15 protein-coding genes are annotated in these 19,491 nt (G+C 57.9%); 12 read left to right on the top strand and 3 right to left on the bottom strand.

Annotation, left to right across the window (positions count from 1 at the left end):
- Positions 1–106 precede the first annotated feature (106 nt).
- The 12 genes from QZ862_RS06910 to QZ862_RS06965 all read left to right on the top strand — a co-directional run bounded on the left by QZ862_RS06910 (position 107) and on the right by QZ862_RS06965 (position 15,867).
- The gene (locus QZ862_RS06910) at positions 107–1,135 is read left to right on the top strand and encodes an ABC transporter substrate-binding protein (protein ID WP_296098441.1); all 1,029 of its coding nucleotides are present in this window, start codon (positions 107–109) and stop codon (positions 1,133–1,135) included.
- Between the two features lie 104 nt (positions 1,136–1,239).
- Complete coding sequence (locus tag QZ862_RS06915) at positions 1,240–2,265, top strand: ABC transporter substrate-binding protein (protein WP_296098442.1); 1,026 nt, start codon at positions 1,240–1,242, stop codon at positions 2,263–2,265.
- 93 nt (positions 2,266–2,358) lie between these two features.
- On the top strand, positions 2,359–4,590 hold the full coding sequence (locus QZ862_RS06920; protein WP_296098605.1) for an iron ABC transporter permease: 2,232 nt from the start codon (positions 2,359–2,361) through the stop codon (positions 4,588–4,590).
- Positions 4,587–5,648, top strand: a complete 1,062-nt coding sequence (locus QZ862_RS06925) for an ABC transporter ATP-binding protein (protein WP_296098446.1) — start codon at positions 4,587–4,589, stop codon at positions 5,646–5,648. Before QZ862_RS06920 ends, QZ862_RS06925 begins: the two co-directional genes overlap by 4 nt.
- A gap of 30 nt (positions 5,649–5,678) precedes the next feature.
- Entirely contained in the window at positions 5,679–6,488 is an 810-nt protein-coding gene (locus QZ862_RS06930; protein WP_296098449.1) for an inositol monophosphatase family protein, read from the top strand.
- A 202-nt stretch (positions 6,489–6,690) separates the two neighbouring features.
- The gene (locus tag QZ862_RS06935) at positions 6,691–7,428 is read left to right on the top strand and encodes an FCD domain-containing protein (RefSeq protein WP_296098451.1); all 738 of its coding nucleotides are present in this window, start codon (positions 6,691–6,693) and stop codon (positions 7,426–7,428) included.
- Between the two features lie 64 nt (positions 7,429–7,492).
- Positions 7,493–9,004 carry an ABC transporter substrate-binding protein gene (locus QZ862_RS06940; RefSeq protein ID WP_296098454.1) on the top strand — a complete coding sequence of 504 codons (1,512 nt, stop codon included), beginning with the start codon at positions 7,493–7,495 and terminating at the stop codon, positions 9,002–9,004.
- An 81-nt stretch (positions 9,005–9,085) separates the two neighbouring features.
- The gene (locus tag QZ862_RS06945) at positions 9,086–10,033 is read left to right on the top strand and encodes an ABC transporter permease (protein ID WP_296022085.1); all 948 of its coding nucleotides are present in this window, start codon (positions 9,086–9,088) and stop codon (positions 10,031–10,033) included.
- The gene (locus QZ862_RS06950) at positions 10,030–10,902 is read left to right on the top strand and encodes an ABC transporter permease (RefSeq protein ID WP_296098457.1); all 873 of its coding nucleotides are present in this window, start codon (positions 10,030–10,032) and stop codon (positions 10,900–10,902) included. Before QZ862_RS06945 ends, QZ862_RS06950 begins: the two co-directional genes overlap by 4 nt.
- A 22-nt stretch (positions 10,903–10,924) precedes the next feature.
- Positions 10,925–12,709: a gamma-glutamyltransferase family protein gene (locus QZ862_RS06955; RefSeq protein ID WP_296098461.1), complete on the top strand. Its 1,785-nt coding sequence runs from the start codon at positions 10,925–10,927 to the stop codon at positions 12,707–12,709.
- Positions 12,710–12,712: 3 nt separating this feature from the next.
- Positions 12,713–14,539: an ABC transporter ATP-binding protein gene (locus tag QZ862_RS06960; RefSeq protein WP_296098463.1), complete on the top strand. Its 1,827-nt coding sequence runs from the start codon at positions 12,713–12,715 to the stop codon at positions 14,537–14,539.
- 95 nt (positions 14,540–14,634) lie between these two features.
- Positions 14,635–15,867, top strand: a complete 1,233-nt coding sequence (locus QZ862_RS06965; protein ID WP_296098465.1) for a Xaa-Pro peptidase family protein — start codon at positions 14,635–14,637, stop codon at positions 15,865–15,867.
- 44 nt (positions 15,868–15,911) lie between these two features.
- Here QZ862_RS06965 and QZ862_RS06970 read toward each other — a convergent pair whose 3' ends face one another.
- The 3 genes from QZ862_RS06970 to QZ862_RS06980 are packed head-to-tail and all read right to left on the bottom strand — an operon-like array spanning position 15,912 to position 19,488.
- Positions 15,912–16,823: an ABC transporter permease gene (locus QZ862_RS06970; RefSeq protein ID WP_296022096.1), complete on the bottom strand. Its 912-nt coding sequence runs from the start codon at positions 16,821–16,823 to the stop codon at positions 15,912–15,914.
- Positions 16,820–17,905, bottom strand: a complete 1,086-nt coding sequence (locus tag QZ862_RS06975; RefSeq protein WP_296098468.1) for an ABC transporter permease — start codon at positions 17,903–17,905, stop codon at positions 16,820–16,822. Before QZ862_RS06975 ends, QZ862_RS06970 begins: the two co-directional genes overlap by 4 nt.
- On the bottom strand, positions 17,902–19,488 hold the full coding sequence (locus QZ862_RS06980; RefSeq protein ID WP_296098470.1) for an ABC transporter ATP-binding protein: 1,587 nt from the start codon (positions 19,486–19,488) through the stop codon (positions 17,902–17,904). The genes QZ862_RS06975 and QZ862_RS06980 overlap by 4 nt, the downstream gene beginning before the upstream one ends.
- Between the last annotated feature and the right edge of the window lie 3 nt (positions 19,489–19,491).

Raw genomic sequence — 19,491 nt, forward strand, 5'->3', positions numbered from 1 at the left:
GCCCGACGCATTGAAAAATCGGTAACCATTCTCAGATTGCACAAGTGCTGGCTTCTGGCATCCTGACGCACAAGATCGGAACGGGGAGGTTCCAGGGAGGATTGTCGTGAAGAGACTGCTTGCTGCATTCAGCGCCGGGCTGACCTTATGGGTCTGTGGCGCCGCCGTTGCGCAGGATGGCGAAAAGCTGAGCGTTCTCTGCGCGGCGGACGAGGCATGGTGCGCGGCTATGCAGCGTGCCTACGAGTTGAGAACTGGCGTACAGACGATCATGGTGCGCAAGAGCACGGGCGAAGTTCTAGACCAGATCAGGAGAGAGAAGGACGCGCCGACAATTGATGTCTGGTGGGGCGGCACGGGAGATACGCATCTGCAGGCGGCTTCCGAAAATCTACTGGAGGCCTATCTGTCTCCCCATGAAGCGGAGCTTCTTCCCTGGGCGCAGAACTTCTTTTCCATGTCGGGCGGGCAGGCGGCCGGTATATATGCTGGCGCACTCGGCTTTGCCTACAATAGAAACCTTCTTGAGAAAGAGGGGCTACCAGCCCCGACATGCTGGAAAGACCTGATCAGCGATGCCTACCGCGGAAAGATCATGACCGGCAATCCGAATTATTCGGGTACTGCCTTCACTACGCTCGCAACACTGGTCCAGCTTTTTGGCGAAGACGACGCCTTTCTTTACATGAAGGCGCTTGATCGCAATGTTGCGGAATATACGAAAGCCGGTTCCGCACCTGTGAAGGCTGCCGCCCGCGGGGAGGCCCTGATCGGCATATCTTTCATGCATGATGCGGTAACGCAGAAGGAGGCAGGAGCCCCGCTGGTCATCGTCGCCCCGTGTGAAGGAACGGGGTACGAGATCGGTGCGGTCAGTATCGTTCGCGGGACAAAAAACAGGGATGAGGCGCGGCGCTTTGTGGATTTTTCACTGAGCCCGGCGGGTCAGGCGACGGGGGCGGCAGCGGGGCAAAACCAGGTTCCTTCCAATGCGAAGGCGGCCTTGCCGTCTGGTGCCCCTGACCTCTCGATCATGAAAATGGTCGATTATGACTTTGCGACGTTTGGCACACCGGAGGAAAGGGGCAGGCTCCTTCTGAGATTTGACACGGAAGTTCATCCGCCCAGCCAGTAATTAAGCAAGCTTCGAATTGAAAAAAGATCGGCAGCCGACCGGATGCCGAATGGCGAAGTTTTGCCCCCAAGATCAGAATTCAGACGCAAATTATGGAGGAAAACATGCGACTGACACTTATTTCCAGCCTGCTTCTGGCAGGAACCACTCTTATGGGCGCTCCTGCCCATGCCGCCGGCGATCTCAACGTCATCTGCGCTGCGGATGTGGTGATCTGCGAGCAGATGAAGAACGACTTCGAAAAGAGCCACGACATCAAGGTGAATATGGTGCGCATGTCGTCCGGCGAGGCCTATGCGAAAATCCGCGCCGAAGCCCGCAATCCGAAAACCGATGTCTGGTGGGCCGGTACCGGCGATCCCCATCTTCAGGCAGCGTCCGAAAACCTGACGCTCGAGTATAAATCGAAGATGCTTGACCAGTTGCAGGATTGGGCGAAGAACCAGGCGGAAAGCGCCGGCTACAAGACCGTTGGGGTTTATGCCGGCGCTCTCGGATGGGGCTACAACACCGACATCTTCAAGAAGAAGGGTTACAAGGAGCCCAAGTGCTGGGCGGATCTTCTGGCGCCTGAACTGAAGGGCGAAATTCAGATCGCCAACCCGAACTCATCGGGAACGGCCTATACGGCGCTTGCTTCGCTGGTACAGATCATGGGCGAAGATCAGGCCTTCGATTACCTGAAGAAGCTGAATGCGAATATCTCTCAGTACACCAAGTCTGGATCTGCCCCGGTGAAGGCCGCAGCGCGCGGCGAAACGGCGCTTGGCATCGTCTTCATGCACGATGCAGTGGCGATGACGGCGGAAGGTTTTCCGGTAAAGTCGATCGCTCCTTGCGAAGGAACGGGCTATGAGATCGGATCCATGTCGATCGTCAAGGGTGCGCGTAATATGGAGAACGCCAAGATCTGGTACGACTGGGCGCTACAACCCGACGTTCAGTCGCGCATGAAAGACGCCAAGTCCTTCCAGCTTCCATCCAACAAGAATGCCGAGATTCCGAAGGAAGCGCCGCGCTTTGAGGATATCAAGCTGATCAACTATGACTTCAAGACATATGGCGATCCTGCAAAGCGCAAGCAGTTGCTCGAACGCTGGGACAAGGATGTCGGCGCAGTCGCCAACTGATCGATAGCTCCCGGCTGACTCTATCTCCGCGTGCCGTAATGCCGGAGATAGAGGCGGCCCTTGTCTGACGCACTCAAATTTGTGAGGTTGACCATGACCCATGGCAATCGCCGGCTGGACTTTGTTCTGGCCTTGGGACTGGCCGCGCTGGTGCTCGTTCCCTGGTACCGTATCGACAGCGGCTTTTTTGGCCTCGGCTGGCTTGCGGAGTTTCCGCTGTCGAAAACAGTCGCTCCGGGCATTCTCCAGATGGTTTCGGAAGGCCGGATCTGGCTGTTCGGTATCCTCGTGTTTTTCCTTATGGGAGCAGCGGCTAGGACGATGTCAAATGCCGACAAGCGGGCAGGCATCCTGGTAACGGCGGGCAGTCTGGGCCTTGGCTTCCTCGTGCTCCAAGGACTTGCCATCGGGTTCTCAGGATGGGCATGGCAGGCGAGCGAAGGTATTTTCGGTCCTTTGTCTGATGGTCAGCCATCCATGGGCGCCGGCGCAGTGACGATGGCCTTCGTCTTCGTTCTCTTCATCTCGTTCGGACTTGCCGAACGCGGCTTCATGAAGGGCGATGCCTTTATCGTTTCGTGTATCTCCTTACTGATCTTCCTGGTCGGGGTTTTCGTCTTTTATCCTATCGGCAGCATGATGGTAGGCGCGCTGCAGGATTTCGATGGCTCTTTCAATCCAGATGGCTTCATTCGCAACATGCAGGATCCTGGCATCTGGAGTCTTGATTGCGCCATTGGTGCCGGACGATGTGGCGTTGCGTGGCGCACACTGTTTCTGGCGCTCATGACGGCCGCAGGCTCGACAATCCTCGGACTTGCCTTTGCGTTGGTCGCAACGAGAACGCGCTTTCCCTTCAAGAAGGGCCTGCGGCTGCTCACGGTGCTGCCGATTATCACGCCGCCCTTTGTGATCGGCCTTGCGCTCACGCTGCTTTTTGGCCGCGCCGGTGTCGTGACGGAATTCATGTCCAGCGTTTTCGGTGTCGAGCCCGGTCGCTGGCTCTATGGCCTGACAGGCATATGGATCGCCCAGGTTCTGTCCTTCACGCCCATTTCCTTTCTCGTTCTCATAGGCGTGGTGGAAGGGGTTAGCCCATCCATGGAAGAGGCATCCCAGACATTGCGCGCCGACCGTTGGCGCACCTTCTGGCGCGTTTCGCTGCCACTAATGAAGCCCGGTCTCGCAAACGCCTTTCTCATAGGCTTCATCGAAAGCATGGCCGACTTCGGTAACCCACTGGTGCTGGGCGGGAGCCACGGCGTTCTTTCGACCGAGATATTCTTCGCCGTCGTCGGCTCGCAGAACGATCCCGCAAGGGCAGCGGTGCTTGCCATTGTTCTCCTCTGCTTCACACTCTCCGCTTTCCTGGCTCAGCGTTTTTGGCTGGCGGGCAAGAACTTTGCCACGGTCACGGGTAAGGGCGATAGCGGGGCGCATATCGCATTGCCGAAATCGATGTCGATCGCCGTTCACGCCCTCGTGGTGCCGTGGATGATCTTCACTGTGGTCGTGTACGGCATGATCCTGATCGGTGGCTTCGTGAAGACCTGGGGCCTGGATAATACGCTAACGATCGAACATTACGTCCGCGCCTTCTCCGTCAGTATCAGCAACGGCTCCATTGCCTGGACCGGCGTTGCATGGAACTCTTTCTGGACGACACTTGAAATTGCTCTGATCGCAGCACCGCTTACCGCCGCCGTCGGTCTATTGACCGCCTACATCATCGTCAGGCAGAAATTTGCCGGGCGCAATCTCTTCGAATTTGCGCTGATGATGAGCTTTGCCATTCCCGGTACGGTTATCGGCGTCAGCTACATCATGGCGTTCAACCTGCCACCTTTGGAGATTACGGGCTCGGCCATCATCCTGATTATGTGTTTCGTATTCCGCAATATGCCGGTTGGCGTGCGTGGCGGCATCGCAGCCATGAGCCAGTTGGACAAGAGCCTCGATGAAGCCTCGCTGACACTACGGGCCAACAGCTTCCGCACGATCAGGCTGGTGGTTCTGCCGCTGCTTCGTCCGGCCATTCGAGCGGCACTTGTCTACTCCTTCGTGCGCGCCATCACATCCATCAGCGCCGTGATCTTCCTCGTTAGCGCCCAGTACAATATGGCGACATCTTATATCGTCGGGCTTGTCGAGAATGGTGAATATGGGGTGGCGATTGCCTATTCCTCCATGCTCATCGTCGTCATGATCGCCGTTATTGCCGGGTTCCAGCTCGCAGTAGGAGAACGACGTCTGCGCCGGGAAAATCGCGTTGCCGGCGTCTCGCAAACTCCATCCATATCCAATCCTCAGGAGAAAGCCGCATGATTACCGTTAAACCCGGTTCAGTCGTTTTCCAGAATGTTCTCAAGACCTTCGGCGCATTTACTGCCATACCGGATCTATCGCTCACGATCGAGCCGGGCACACTTGTCACACTTCTCGGCCCATCCGGTTGCGGCAAGACAACGACGCTTCGAATGCTGGCTGGGCTGGAACATCCGAACTCCGGTCGCATCCTGATCGGCGGCAAAGACGTCACCATGCTGCCCGCCAATGAGCGTGATGTCTCTATGGTGTTCCAGTCCTACGCGCTGTTCCCCCATATGAGCGCACTCGACAATGTGGCCTACGGTCTTCAGTCTTCAGGGTTGAAAAAGGCCGAGGCGCGGGACAAGGCGGAAGAAGGGTTGAGGCTTGTCGGGCTTGCCGGCATGGGTCACCGTCTTCCGGCTGAACTCTCCGGCGGCCAGCAGCAGCGTGTTGCAGTCGCGCGCGCTCTCGTGCTGGAACCGCAAGTGCTTCTTCTGGATGAACCTTTGTCGAACCTCGATGCCCGACTGCGCCGGCGCGTGCGCACCGACATTCGCGAATTGCAGCAACGCATCGGCTTTACCGCGGTCTACGTGACACACGACCAGGACGAGGCATTGGCTGTGTCGGATCGCATCATCGTCATGAAAGATGGCGCTGTTGCTCAGTCAGGTGCTCCGCGCGAACTTTACGAAGCCCCGGCATCGTCTTTCATTGCAGACTTTATGGGCGAGGCGAATGTCGTACCCTGCGAAGTCGTCTCGCAGACAGGCGATGACGCGGTCGTTCGCATTGGTCAGAGCGAGCACCGAATCAAAAGTAGAGAGCCGCGATCAGGCGCTGCGAAACTTGCCGTTCGTCCAGGATCGATCCGGATCGGCGCGCCGGGTGAGGGCGGGATGCCGGGGCGTGTCCTGCATACGGCCTATCTTGGCGGCCACGTCGAATATGAAGTCGAAACGGAAGTGGGTACACTTTTTATCGTCGATCACGACATGGCCCAGACTGTGAATGAAGCCAGCGACGTCACACTGAGTTTTAAAAACCGTGGCATAGCGCTCATTGACGCGTGACACTTGCGGATTGAACCAAGGATATCGGAAATGACAGAACGGAATGACGACCTCGAGCAGCGCTTTGCGCTCGCAAAGGAACTGGCGGTTGAGGCCGGGGCGATGGCGCTCGACTATTTCAATAAGCGCGACAGCCTTGTGGTAGAGACGAAAAGAGACCTCCAGGACGTCGTCTCGATCGCAGATCGCAACGTCGAAACCATGCTGCGGGAGCGCGTTGCGGCAGTCTTCTCCGGCGACGGTTTCCTGGGTGAGGAGCATGGCTACGACGACGGCGTGTCTGGCTACACTTGGGTCGTGGACCCGATCGATGGCACCGCTCCTTTCGTTAACGGCATGCCGAGCTGGTGTGTGTCGATCGCAGTGGTTCGCAACGGCCAGCCGGTCATCGGTGTCATCCGCGTTCCATGCGCAGACGAAACCTACGCATCTTCCGAAGGGCGGGGTGCAAGCTTGAACGGCGTGCCTTTGACGCTCGATCCCTCCAGAACGATACAGAATGCTCTGACCGGGATCGGCTGCAACAACTACGTCACCCCGGAGCGAGTCGGTCGGATTATCTGCGACGTCATGGCCCGCGGCGGCAACTTCATCCGTAATGGATCTGGTGCGTTGATGCTGGCCTATGTGGCGGCAGGTCGCCTGGTGGGCTATTACGAGCCTCATATGCGCGCCTGGGACTGCATGGCGGGTTTTTGCCTGGTGAAAGAGGCTGGTGGGCAGTTCATGCCCTTTTCACTGGAAGGTGAGAAGCTCTTCGAAGGTCAACCGGTTCTTGCCGGAAATACATCATGTTATCATGAGCTTATGGAAGTTCATCGAACAGCTTTGGCAGCTTGATATTGCCTTAGCTCGGCGATCAACCTGACGTTCTTTATCCGCAGCGGCCAGCAACATAGCCGCTGCTTTTTCGTGTCTTCTAGCCGCAATCATCCTCTTCGCTGCTGTTGTCCTGCATAAATTTTCTACTTGGATAAAATTTAGGCTTGACGAAAGGACGTGTTCGTCATTCATTGAACCAATATTGAATTGGTACGAACCAATGAACGAAAAATCCAGCATCGTCGGACCCGAAAATGCCAATTTTGCGCTTGAGCGTTTACGCGAACTTATTGCCGTAAGTGCTTTTGGACGCGATGGAAAATTGCCGACGGAACGCACGCTCAGCGAGCGACTTGGCGCCGGTCGGAGAGAGATCCGGCGCGCTTTGGAGGTGCTTGAAGCTGAGGGCTTGATCTGGCGTCGCCAAGGAGCGGGAACCTTTCTTGGCCAAAAGCCCGATAGTTGGGGTGACCATGCAGCAAGCCTGGTGCCTGGCACCGACTTCATGGAGATCATGGAGGTTCGGCTTCGTATCGAACCGCAACTGGCGCAGCTCGCTGCCATGCGGGCCAAGCCCTCGGACATTCTCCGAATGCGAGAAACATGCGCGAAGATTTATGAACGCACCGACGCAGACTGGCGTGAGCTCTGGGACGGCTCGCTTCATCGTCTGATCGCTCAGAGCGCCGGCAACCAATTGTTTCTTTCGCTTTTCGACGTTGTGAACCGAGTCCGTCAGGACCCGTCCTGGCAGGCCGTCCGGGAACGGGCGCGGCGCGTCGACGACACACTCAAGGAATCGCGCGACCAGCACGCCGAAATCATCGATGCGATTGCGGCATGCGATCCGGCTAAAGCGGGCGAGGCTATGCGAAATCACCTTCTGACGCTCCAGGAACGTCTGATCCGCCAAACATCGATGGATCATCTCGATCATGGGGCAAAGGGAGAGACCTGAAAAACGACGAACATGGCAAGAACCGGAAAACCGGCTGCCTCAAACCGATCAGAGGAAGAACGACATGAGACAAATTGCAAAACTTTCGAGTGCTCTGCTGGCAGCGGCACTGATATCGTCTTCGGCCATTGCCGCTGAAATCCGCATCGGTTTGCAGGACGATGCCGATGTACTCGATCCCGCTCAGTCACGAACCTTCGTGGGGCGCCTCGTCTACACCAGCATGTGCGACAAGCTGGTGGATCTCGACAATAACCTCGCCGTGGTGCCTCAGCTCGCAACGAAATGGGCTTGGGGCGACAATGGCAGCACGCTGACGATGGATCTGCGTGAAGGCGTACTCTTCCATGACGGCACGCCGTTCAATGCAGAAGCTGCCGTCTATACAATCGAGCGCAACATGACGATGCCGGAATCGCGCCGCAAGAGCGAGTTGGCTTCCGTTGCCAAGGTCGAGGCGACAGGTCAATACCAAATCAAGTTCACGCTGAAGAAGCCGGATGCCAGCCTGCTCGCCCAGCTCTCTGATCGCGCGGGCATGATGATTTCTCCGAAAGCGGGCAAGGAGCTTGGTGCCAACTTCGGTTCGAAGCCGGTCTGCGCCGGTCCATTCAAGTTCGCCGAACGGATCCAGCAGGACCGGATCGTGCTGGAGAAGTTTGCAGACTACTGGAACAAGGACAACATCTTTCTAGACAAGGTGACGTTCCTGCCCATTCCGGACACCACCGTGCGTCTGGCAAACTTGCGCGCGGGCGATCTCGATATGGCGGAGCGCATTTCTGCTTCCGACGCCGCTTCCGTTAAGGAAGATCCGAAGCTCACATATGGCGAGGTCGTAGGCCCCGGCTATCTGGCGCTCTATGCCAACATTGCCAACGGTCAGCGTGCCGACAACCCTTTCGGAAAAGACAAGCGTCTACGCCAGGCGTTTTCGCTAGCTATCGATCGTGAGGCAATCAACCAGGTCGTCTTCGAAGGCACCGCGATGGCCGGTAATCAGCCGTGGCCGCCGACGAGCCCCTGGTACAATAAGGATGTTCCAGTACCGGCGCGCGATGTCGAGAAGGCCAAGGCCTTGATGAAGGAAGCCGGCTTCGAGCGCTACGAAATCGAACTGCAGCACGCCAACAACACCACACAGACGCAGATGATGCAGGTCATCCAGGCCATGGCGGCGGAAGCAGGCTTCGACGTGAAGCTAAAGGCAACGGAGTTCGCGACACTCCTTTCGGAGCAGACTGCGGGCAACTACGTCCTGTCGCGCTCTGACTGGTCGGGTCGGTCCGATCCCGATGGCAATATCCATCAGTTCATTACCTGTAAGGGCGGCATCAACGATACCAAATATTGCAATCCTGAGGTGGACAAGTTGCTGGACGAAGCCCGTGCTTCCACCGACAACGCAGTGCGCAAGCAGAAGTATGATGCTGCGACCAAGATCCTCAATGACGATCTTCCGATCATTTATCTCGGCCATCAGGCCTATCTCTATGCCACGTCGAAAGCGGTGACGGGCTTTACGCCATCGACGGACGGTATGATCCGTCTGGCCGGCGTGAAGAAAGGCTCTTAAGACCTTGATAACATAGGTTCAGGCGCCGAAACGCGGCGCCTGTTCCGTCTCCTGGCGTCCAGGCTTTCAGGGATTTCCACCATGCATATTTATATTGGTAAGCGGTTGTTGGTTGCGATACCGACACTGTTGATCATTTCGATTTTTGTGTTTTCGCTGCAGAAGCTTTTGCCAGGGGATCCCATCCTGGCGATGGCGGGGGAAGAGCGTGATCCTGCGGTCATCGAACTGCTGCGGGAGCGGTATCGGATGAACGACCCGGTCGTATACCAGTATTTCTATTGGCTCGGCTCGGTCGTCCAAGGCGATTTCGGCGTATCGCTCAGGACCAATCAGCCGGTTCTCGAGCTCATCGGGCAGAAGCTCCCAGTGACGATTCAGCTTGCGGTCATGTCCATGTTTTTCGCTTTGGTTATCGGCGTTCCGATCGGCATTCTCGCCGCGGTCAAGCAGAATAGCTGGATCGATTACGTGTCGAACATCGTCGCGCTCTCGGGTCTTTCCATTCCGAATTTCTGGCTCGGCATCATGCTCATTCTTCTGGTCTCGGTTCAACTGGGGTGGCTCCCGGCATCGGGATATGAATCGATCTTTGTCGATCCTGTGCGATCTCTCCAAACAATGATCATGCCGTCCTTCGTTCTCGGCAACGCCCTGGCTGCAACGCTGATGCGCCACACGCGTTCGGCAATGCTTTCGGTGATGAAATCAGACTATATCCGCACCGCCAGAGCTAAGGGCCTGTCCAGCTGGCAGGTCGTACTTAGCCATTCCTTCAGAAATGCGCTCCTGCCCATCATCACATTGTCGGCGCTGCTGTTCGGTGAGTTGCTCGCGGGGGCGGTTCTGACCGAGCAGATTTTCACCATTCCGGGCTTTGGAAAGCTCATCGTTGATGCCGTCTTCACCCGTGACTATGCGGTCGTGCAGGGCGTGGTTCTATGTACCGCTATCGGCTTCATCCTGATGAACCTTCTGGCAGACGTTGTCACGGTTCTCCTCAATCCACGCATGAGGGCTGCGATATGAGCGCGACCGTTCAAACTGTTGCACCTGTCACCCAGCGGTCTCAAAGTCGCGCCTGGAGGAAGATGAAGCGCAATAAAAGCGCCATCGCCGGTCTTATGATTATCGTGTTCTTCGGACTTGTGGCGCTTCTTGCACCGCTTCTGCCGATCGCCGATCCCTATGCCACGAGCTGGAGCGCCATCCGCAAGGCGCCGTCTGCGGCGCACTGGCTTGGCACAGACGATATCGGTCGCGACATATTTTCACGCATGATCTGGGGCGCGCAGGCGTCGTTAATGGCAGGCGTCATCTCCGTTTTCATAGCGGTGATTACGGGTGTGCCGCTTGGTCTCATCTCCGGCTATTTCGGCGGATGGCTGGATCAGATCATCTCGCGCATCACCGAAGCCTTTCTCGCTATGCCGTTTCTGATAATGGCGATCGCGCTGGCTGCGTTCCTCGGCCCAAGCCTCACCAATGCTATGATTGCAATCGGTCTTTCAGCCATGCCGATCTTCATCCGGCTGACGCGCGCGCAGGTGCTGGCGGTCAAGACGGAGGACTACATCGAAGGTGCTCGCTCTATCGGGCTTGGTCACCACGATATCATGCTGCGCTACATCTTGCCGAACATCGTGCCGCCCATCATCGTCCAGGCAACATTGACGGTGGCCACCGCGATCATCGCCGAGGCCAGCCTTTCTTTTCTCGGACTTGGCCAGCAGGCGCCCGCTGCAAGCTGGGGCTCGATGCTCAATGTCGCGAAAAACTACCTCTCTCAGGCACCCTGGATGGCCATGTGGCCGGGGGCTGCCATCTTCCTCGTGGTGATCGGTTTCAATCTGCTAGGCGATGGCCTGCGGGATGCGCTCGATCCGCGTGAACACTGACATTCCCGAAGGACCTTTTCCCATGACCGCATTTACAACCCGCCCTGAAATCCTCGGTACGTTCGGTGTCGTGACCTCGACTCACTGGATCGCCTCATCGGTCGGTATGAGCATTCTCGAAAAGGGCGGTAACGCCTTCGATGCAGCTGTTGCCACGGGCTTCGTGCTTCAGGTTCTCGAGCCGCATCTGAACGGTCCAGGTGGCGATATGCCTGCCGTGATCTATTCGAAGAAAAAGGACAAGGTCGAGGTCATCTGCGCGCAGGGCCCGGCACCTGCTGGCGCAACCATCGAGCACTACAAGTGCGAGGGCATCGATATCATCCCTGGCGATGGCCTGCTGGCAACCGTCATTCCCGGAGCCTTTGACGGCTGGATGCTGATGCTGCGCGATTATGGCACGATGAGTGTTCGCGAGGTGCTGGAGCCTGCCATCCACTATCTGGAAAACGGTCATCCGCTTCTGTCGCGTGTCTCTGCCTCAATTGCAGGTCTGGCGCATTTCTTCCAAACTGAATGGCCAACGTCTTATGAGACATGGGTGCCTGGAGGCGCCGTGCCGCTGCCGCTCTCGAGCTTCAAGAACCCAGTGCTTGCCGAAACCTGGAAGCGGATCGTCAAGGAGTCGGAAGCCAAAGGTGACCGTGAAGCCGGTATCGAGGCGGCGCGCGATGCCTTCTATCGTGGCTTTGTTGCCGAGAAGATTGGTGATTACCTGGCTGACGCCGAGGTGATGGATGCGAGCGGATCGAGACACAAGGGAGTTTTGACTGCTGATGACATGGCAGGCTATCAGGCAACGATCGATGCGCCGACGACCTATGACTACCACGGCTGGACGATTGCCAAGACCGGCCCTTGGGGGCAGGGCCCGGTGCTGTTGCAATCGCTGGCGCTGTTGAAGGGTTTCGATATTGGCAAGATGGATCCGACTGGTCCGGATTTCGTCCACACCGTCGTTGAGGCGATGAAACTCGCTTATGCCGACCGTGAGGTTTACTACGGAGACCCGGAATTCGCGCAGGTGCCGGTGCAGACCTTGCTGTCGGACGCTTACAATGATGAGCGCCGAAAGCTCATTTCGGACAAGGCATCGATGGATTTGCGTCCCGGACTCGTGCCGGGATTTGAGAACCAGCGCGATCTGACGCTTTCGATGCTCAACTCCATGCAGGGGATCGGTGCGGTCTATGAACCGACCATGTCGCATCTGACAGAAAAGCGTGGTGATACGGTTCATATCGATGTCATCGACCGTGAGGGCAACATGGTCTCGGTTACCCCGTCCGGCGGCTGGCTGCAAAGCTCGCCTATCGTGCCAGGCCTCGGTTTCTGCCTGAATTCCCGCGCGCAGATGTTCTGGCTGAAGCCGGGTCTTCCAACATCACTGGCCCCCGGCAAGCGCCCCCGCACGACGTTGACGCCGTCGCTTGCACTCTTCGAGGGCCGCCCGACGCTCGCATTCGGAACGCCCGGTGGCGACCAGCAGGACCAGTGGCAGCTTTCCTTCTTCCTTCGTTACGCCCATTTCGGTTTGAACCTGCAGGAAGCGATCGATCTGCCGCTCTTCCACACATCGCACTTCCCGGGGTCTTTCTATCCGCGCACTCGCCAGCCGGGCAACGTGATGATCGAGACCAGCGTCGGCGAAGACGCGCTGCGCGAATTGCGCAGCCGCGGCCATGACGTGACGCCTGCCGAGCCTTGGACCGTCGGTCGTCTGACGGCAGCACGACGCGATCAGGATGGGCTGCTTCGTGCAGCAGCAACACCGCGCCTGATGCAGGCCTATGCTGTGGGGAGATGAGCCATGACGACCAAACGGCAAACCTCCAACGAAACAGTTCTGCGTGTCAAAAACCTGACGACTTCTTTCAAGGTCGATGACGAATGGAAGACCGTGGTTCGCGGTCTCTCTTTTGAGGTGAAGGCCGGAGAAACGGTCGCCATTGTCGGAGAAAGCGGTTCGGGCAAAAGTGTCACGTCGCTTTCGCTGATGCGGCTCCTTGATCCTTTGGTCAGCCGGATCAAAGGCGAGGTCGAACTGAGCGGCAAATCGATTTTGTCGCTCTCCGAAAAAGAGATGCGCCATGTGCGCGGCAACGATGTCGCTATGATCTTTCAGGAGCCGATGACGTCGCTCAATCCCGTCTTCACGGTGGGGCGTCAAATCTCTGAGGTATTGATCCGACACAAGGCGATGAGCAAAGCGGAGGCCAGGGCCGAAACCGTCAGGCTTCTGGAAAAGGTGCGCATCCCAAATGCGGCCAATCGTTTCGATGAGTATCCGCATCAGTTTTCCGGCGGCATGCGTCAGCGCGTCATGATCGCGATGGCGCTGGCTTCAAAGCCGAAGCTTCTGATCGCGGACGAACCGACGACCGCATTGGACGTTACCATCCAGGGGCAGATTCTCGACCTGATCAAGACCTTGCAGGAAGAAGACGGCATGGCGGTCCTCTTCATCACTCACGATATGGGTGTCGTCGCCGAAATTGCAGACCGTACCATTGTGATGTTCCGTGGCGACCAGGTCGAAACCGGTGATACAGCGGATATCTTTCATCGGGGCAAACATCCTTACACACGTGCGCTTCTAGCGGCAGTGCCAAAACTTGGCTCTATGGACGGGCATGGCCGCCCCTTGCGCTTTCCCAAGGTCGATATGCAAACGGGAGAGGTGGGCGAGAGCGTCGAGGTAGCGGACACCGTAGACGGTGGCCTGACGCCAGTTCTCTCCGTGAAAAACCTGGTGACCCGTTTTCAAATTCGCTCAGGCCTGTTCGGTCGGGTGACGGGCGCGGTTCATGCAGTGGAGAACATCAGCTTCGATCTGTTTCAGGGCGAGACCCTGTCGCTGGTGGGTGAGTCCGGCTGCGGCAAGTCCACCACGGGGCGTTCCATCACCCGGCTGGTAGAGCCCGAGGCGGGCAAGGTTTCGCTCGACGGTTATGACGTCCTAAGTCTAGATCCAACCGGACTTCGATCGCTTCGCAGAAGCGTGCAAATGATCTTTCAAGACCCATTCTCCAGCCTTAATCCCCGCATGAGCGTCGGTTCTGCTGTGGCGGAGCCGATGATAAAGCATCGCATTGCCTCGCCGTCCGAGGCACGCCGTAAAGCTGCGGAATTGCTGGAGAGAGTGGGATTGTCGCCGGCAATGATGGAGCGCTACCCGCATGAATTTTCAGGTGGTCAACGCCAGCGCGTTGCCATTGCACGCGCACTGGCACTCAATCCAAAAGTAATCGTTGCCGACGAAAGCGTTTCGGCTCTCGATGTGTCCATCAAGGCGCAAGTTTGCAATCTGTTGATGGATTTGCAGGAGCAGTTTAAGATTGCCTTCCTCTTCATCAGTCATGACATGGCGGTGGTCGAGCGCGTCAGCCACCGGGTTGCTGTGATGTATCTCGGCGAGATCGTCGAAATCGGACCGCGCTCCGACATTTTCGCCAATCCGCAGCATCCATATACCAAGAAGCTGATGGCCGCCGTGCCTGTACCCGATCCGGCTCGTCGCGGTATCAGGCGTGGCGCCGGTACCGATGAACTCAAGAGCCCGGTTCGTCCTGTCGGATATGTGCCGCCGCCGCGTGAATATCGCGAAGTGTCGCCCGGACATCTGGTCTTGGCTTGAGCCATAGCTGGCCTGGCTCGCAAAAGGGATTCCGGCTGGTGATTTTCCTCAGCCTCGGGTAAGTCCGATGCGGGGCTTTGCGTGGGAGACGAACCGTGAGCGATTTGGACAGGAAGCGTGCCGAGCGGCTCATGCGAGAGGCCGATCTCGATGCCTTGGTTCTGTTCCAGCCGGAGGCATTCCAGTATGCGATCGGTGCTCCCGCAGGCGTTGCCACCATGTGGGGCAGGGCCGGTGCCGCCATTGCACTCGTGCCGGAAAATGCTCAGCGACCGCTTGCAGCCATCGTCAGCGACCATGCGGCTCCGATGGTTAGGCAGAGGGCGCCAGAGATCGAAATCCGCACGCATCGCATCTGGATCGACGTGGTTGATATGTCAGGCGTCAAGGCGATCTGCGATATCGACGAGGCATATAGACGGGCTGGTATAGCGGGAAAGCGACCTGAGACTTTTGACCGTGCGACGTGCTTCAATCTCCTCTCAGACCTCTTGAGGGACCACGGCCTCACAAATGCGAAGATCGGCATCGATCTCGAGTTCATGCCCGCGGCGGATTTCGAGGCGTTGAAACACTCCATTCCTGCCGTTCACTGGGTCGATGGTTCCTTGGTGCTGCGACGGTTGCGTGTCGTCAAAACAACAAGAGAAATTGAAAGACTGACGCGGGCCGCGATTGCGGCAGAAGCTGGGTTGAAGCGCATGATGGAGGCTGTTTCTCTAAACGCCTCCGTGCCCACTCTGTCTGCTGCCTGGAAAGCGGGTGCGCAGGAATCTGCCAAGGCGGGCGGTTTTTCGCTAAGTGGCCATTGGGATTATATCTCCGTTGGAGCAGACCTTTCGGACGGTGCGGCTAAAGTCACGCCCGGAGCGCTGATCAAGGCCGATGTCGGCACGTTGGTTGATGGTTACTCATCCGATGGTGCGCGCACGATGACCTACGGTCCGGCACCGTCTATGGCGCAAGATATTTTCCAGGCGCTTGAGACTGCCTTTCATGCAGGGCTGGAACAGATCAGGCCCGGCAACACGTTCGGCGCGGTGCATGATGCCATGCTCCAGTCCATGCGGCGCGATGGGTTCGGGGAGTATTACCGCGGACACTTCGGCCACTCGGTTGGCGGCGGCGTCGGCATTGAGGAATGGCCGTTCTTCTCGGCAGGCAGCCTGGAAATCATCGAGGCTGATATGGTCGTTGCGCTTGAAGCGCCTTTCTATGGGCAGAACTTCGGGGCACTGATGATCGAGGACCAGTTTCTGGTGACGCCCAACGGCACGCAATGCATGAACAGCTTGCCACGACATCTTCTTGATCTTGCGAAGGTTTGAATCTGACCGGAATTCGGTCAGACGCATCCTATTGTCTATCTGTCTTATCGCTCGAAGGGCTCTCCGAGAGAGGCGACGCCATTAAGTTTCAACAGCCGCCTGTTGGCCGAGATGATGCCAAGTACGATGATGGTGACAAGGTAGGGCAGGCTGGAGAGGAGCTGCGAGGGCAGTTCCACGCCTGTTGCCTGGGCGGCAAGGCTCATCAGCGAGACGGCACCAAACAGACATGCGCCGAGAAAGATGCGGCCTGTCAACCAAGTGCCGAAGACGACAAGTGCGATTGCGATCCAGCCACGTCCGGCAATCATGCCATCGGCCCAAAGCGGCGTGTAGACGACGGAGGCATAGGCGCCGGCAAAGCCAGCCAGCAAGCCGCCGAACGCGATAGCTGCTACACGCACGCCGATGACAGAATAGCCAATCGCGTGTGCAGCCTTGGGGTTTTCACCGACAGCCCGAATGACAAGCCCCGTCTTGCTGAAGGTGAAGCCAGCCCAGATGGCGAGCGTTAGGAGAAGCGAGAGCCAGACCACGATATCCTGCACGAAAAGACCGCCGATGCCGGGAAGATCGGAGAGGCCAGGAATGGCAATTTTCGGCAGCCCCCTGACGGTCAAGCTCTCGTAGGTCTTGCCGAAGAGAGCCGAGAGGCCCTGGCCCAGAATACCGATGGCAAGGCCGGTTGCGACTTGATTGGCGCGAAAACCGAGTGCAACAAGCGCGAAGACGAGGGAGAGGAGGACACTGATAAAGCCGGCTGCGAGGAAGGCCAGCACATGACCGCCACCATGATAGACGACGATAAAGGCAATGACCGCACCGAGTGCCATCAGTCCTTCCACTCCGAGATTGAGGACGCCGGCGCGTTCGACGACCAACTCGCCCAATGCTGCGAGCAGGAAGGGTGTCGCTGCTGCCAGCATGCCGGAGAGGATGAAGTCTATGGCGTTCATACCGGCCTCCGATCTGCGGGTTTTGGCCATTCCAGGCGGTAGCGCACGAAGGCGACTGCGATGAGATAGGTGACCAAGAGGCTGCCTTGAAACACTCGCACCGCTGCAATCGGCAGTTCAGCCGAAACCATGGCATTGTCACCACCGATGTAGATTACTGCCATTACCAGCGACGACAGAATAATGCCGATAGGATGCAATCCGCCGAGATACGCAACAATGATGGCGGCATAGCCGTAGCCGGTGGAAATCGACCGCTGCAATTGCCCGATTGGCCCGGCCACTTCCGCCGCGCCCGCGAGACCAGCGGCAAAGCCGCCGATCAGAAGCGAAAGCCAGATGGCGCGGCCCTGGCTGAAACCGGCATACTCTGCCGCACGGGGAGCAAGGCCGCCCACTTGCAGCTTGTAGCCCAGAAAGCTTTTCTGCATGAAGATGTATGCCGCAAGCGACAGAACGATCGTGAGCGGGAAGGACCAGTTGACCCGTGTACCCTCGATCAGGATCGGGACCATGGCGTCATACTGAAACATCACCGATTGCGGGAAGTTGAAGCCGTTAGGGTCTTTCCATGGACCAAGCAGGAGATAGTTGAGCACCTGCGCCGCAACGAGGCTCAGCATCAAGGACACGAGTATTTCGTTGGCGTTCAGTCGCACACGCCAAAAAGCTGTGATCGCGGCCCAGAGCGCGCCGCCTATGGCACCGCAGAGCAACATGGCGGGCCAGATCCAGCCTCCGGTCGCTTCCGGATAATAGATCGGAATGGCCGATGCGAAGATCGCCCCGAGGATGAATTGCCCCTCGGCGCCGATATTGAACACCTTGGCGCGGAAGCCGATGGCAATTCCCTGTGCGATCAGTAGCAGCGGCCCAATTTTCAAAAGCACCTCGGAAAAGGAGGCCCATGACAGGAATGGCTCAAGCAGCATGGCGTAGAAGACAGCTGCAGGACTTTTGCCCATTACGGCGTAGAGCGCCAGATTGATCAGCGTCGCGATGGCAAGCGCTACGAGTGGCGCAATGATCGTCGCGGTTAAAGACGCACGCTCGCGGCGCATAAGGCGAGGGAAGGCGCTCATGCGGATAGCTTTCCGGCAGAGGTGATTTCGGTGGAGGCAACGGGATCTGCGCCGATCATATAGCGCCCTACATCTTCAACGCGGGTCTCGGAGGTGGTGAGCGAGGGGCTGAGCGTTCCGGCATTCAACACCTGAATGCGGTCGCAGATTTCGAAAAGCTCTTCGATTTCCTCGGAAATGACCAGGATCGCCATGCCGGCATTACGCAAGGCAATCAGCTTTTGTCGGATGGCCATGGCGGCGCCGATATCGACACCCCAGGTGGGTTGAGCGACGAAGAGGAGTCTTGGTCCGAGCATGATCTCGCGGCCGACGATGAACTTTTGCAGGTTGCCGCCGGATAGCGCGCCGGCCTCCGCCTCGGGCCCCGGTGTGCGCACATCAAAATCGCGAATGCAGACCTCGGCGAAGGCTTTTGCGCCAGCCTGATCTATAAGACCGGACTTGAGCAAGCCGAGTGGATGAGCGGTCAGAAGAGCGTTGAGGGTAAGCGACAGTTCCGGCACGGCACCGCGGCCGAGGCGATCTTCCGGCACGAAGGCGAAGCCTAGTGTGCGGCGGGCCGCGGCATCAAGACGGCCGACATCCACCCCCATCATGAAGATGCGATCCTTTGCCTCGCGCCCAAGCCGGGTTTCTCCGGAAATGATGGCAGATAGTTCTGACTGACCATTGCCGGAAATGCCTGCGATACCGACGATTTCTCCCGATTTTACTTCGAGGGTCACACGCTTCAACGGCACAGCGAACGGGTCGACAGGCGTATGGTCGAGACCGATCAACTCGAGACGCTTCTCGCCGGTTTCGGCGACGGTCGCGGTTTTGATTTCCGGCATGTCACGACCGATCATCATGCGGGCCAGATCATGCGCGTCATGCTCGCGCGGGTCGACATGGCCGGTGACTTTCCCGCCGCGCAGAATGGTGGCGCGGTCGCAGATGGCGCGGATTTCCTCAAGCTTATGAGAAATAAAGAGGATGGAGACGCCGCGCTCGCGCAGACGCTTCAGTGTATCGAAAAGTTTTTCGACCGCTTGCGGCGGCAGCACCGACGTTGGCTCATCAAGGATAATGAGCTTCGGGTCCGTCATCAGGCAGCGGATGATCTCCACACGCTGCCGCTCGCCGACCGAAAGCGCATGCACATGGGCAAGCGGATCGACATCGAGGCCGAAATCACGTCCGAGTGATCGCACTCGCGCGATGAGGTCGCTCTTCCTTCCAGGGACGACGAGTGAGATGTTTTCGACAACCGTCAGCGTCTCGAATAGTGAGAAATGCTGGAAGACCATGCCGATGCCCTGGCGGCGAGCATCGGCGGGTGAGGCGAGCCGGATCGGCTCGCCGCGCCATGTTACTGTGCCCTCGTCCGGCGTTTCCACACCATATATCAGCTTCATCAGCGTGGATTTGCCAGCGCCGTTTTCGCCGAGAATGGCGTGGATCGAATGCTCCGCCACATCCAGATCGACCGCCTGATTGGCGCGGATCTGGCCGTAGCTTTTAGACAGGCCGCGCAGCGACAGCAGTGGAGCTTTCGCTTGATCGCCAGGGCCCGACGCGGTGAGGGCGATTTCAGGCATGTC

The sequence above is a fragment of the uncultured Agrobacterium sp. genome, assembly GCA_913777615.1.
Taxonomy (GTDB): Bacteria; Pseudomonadota; Alphaproteobacteria; order Rhizobiales; family Rhizobiaceae; genus Agrobacterium.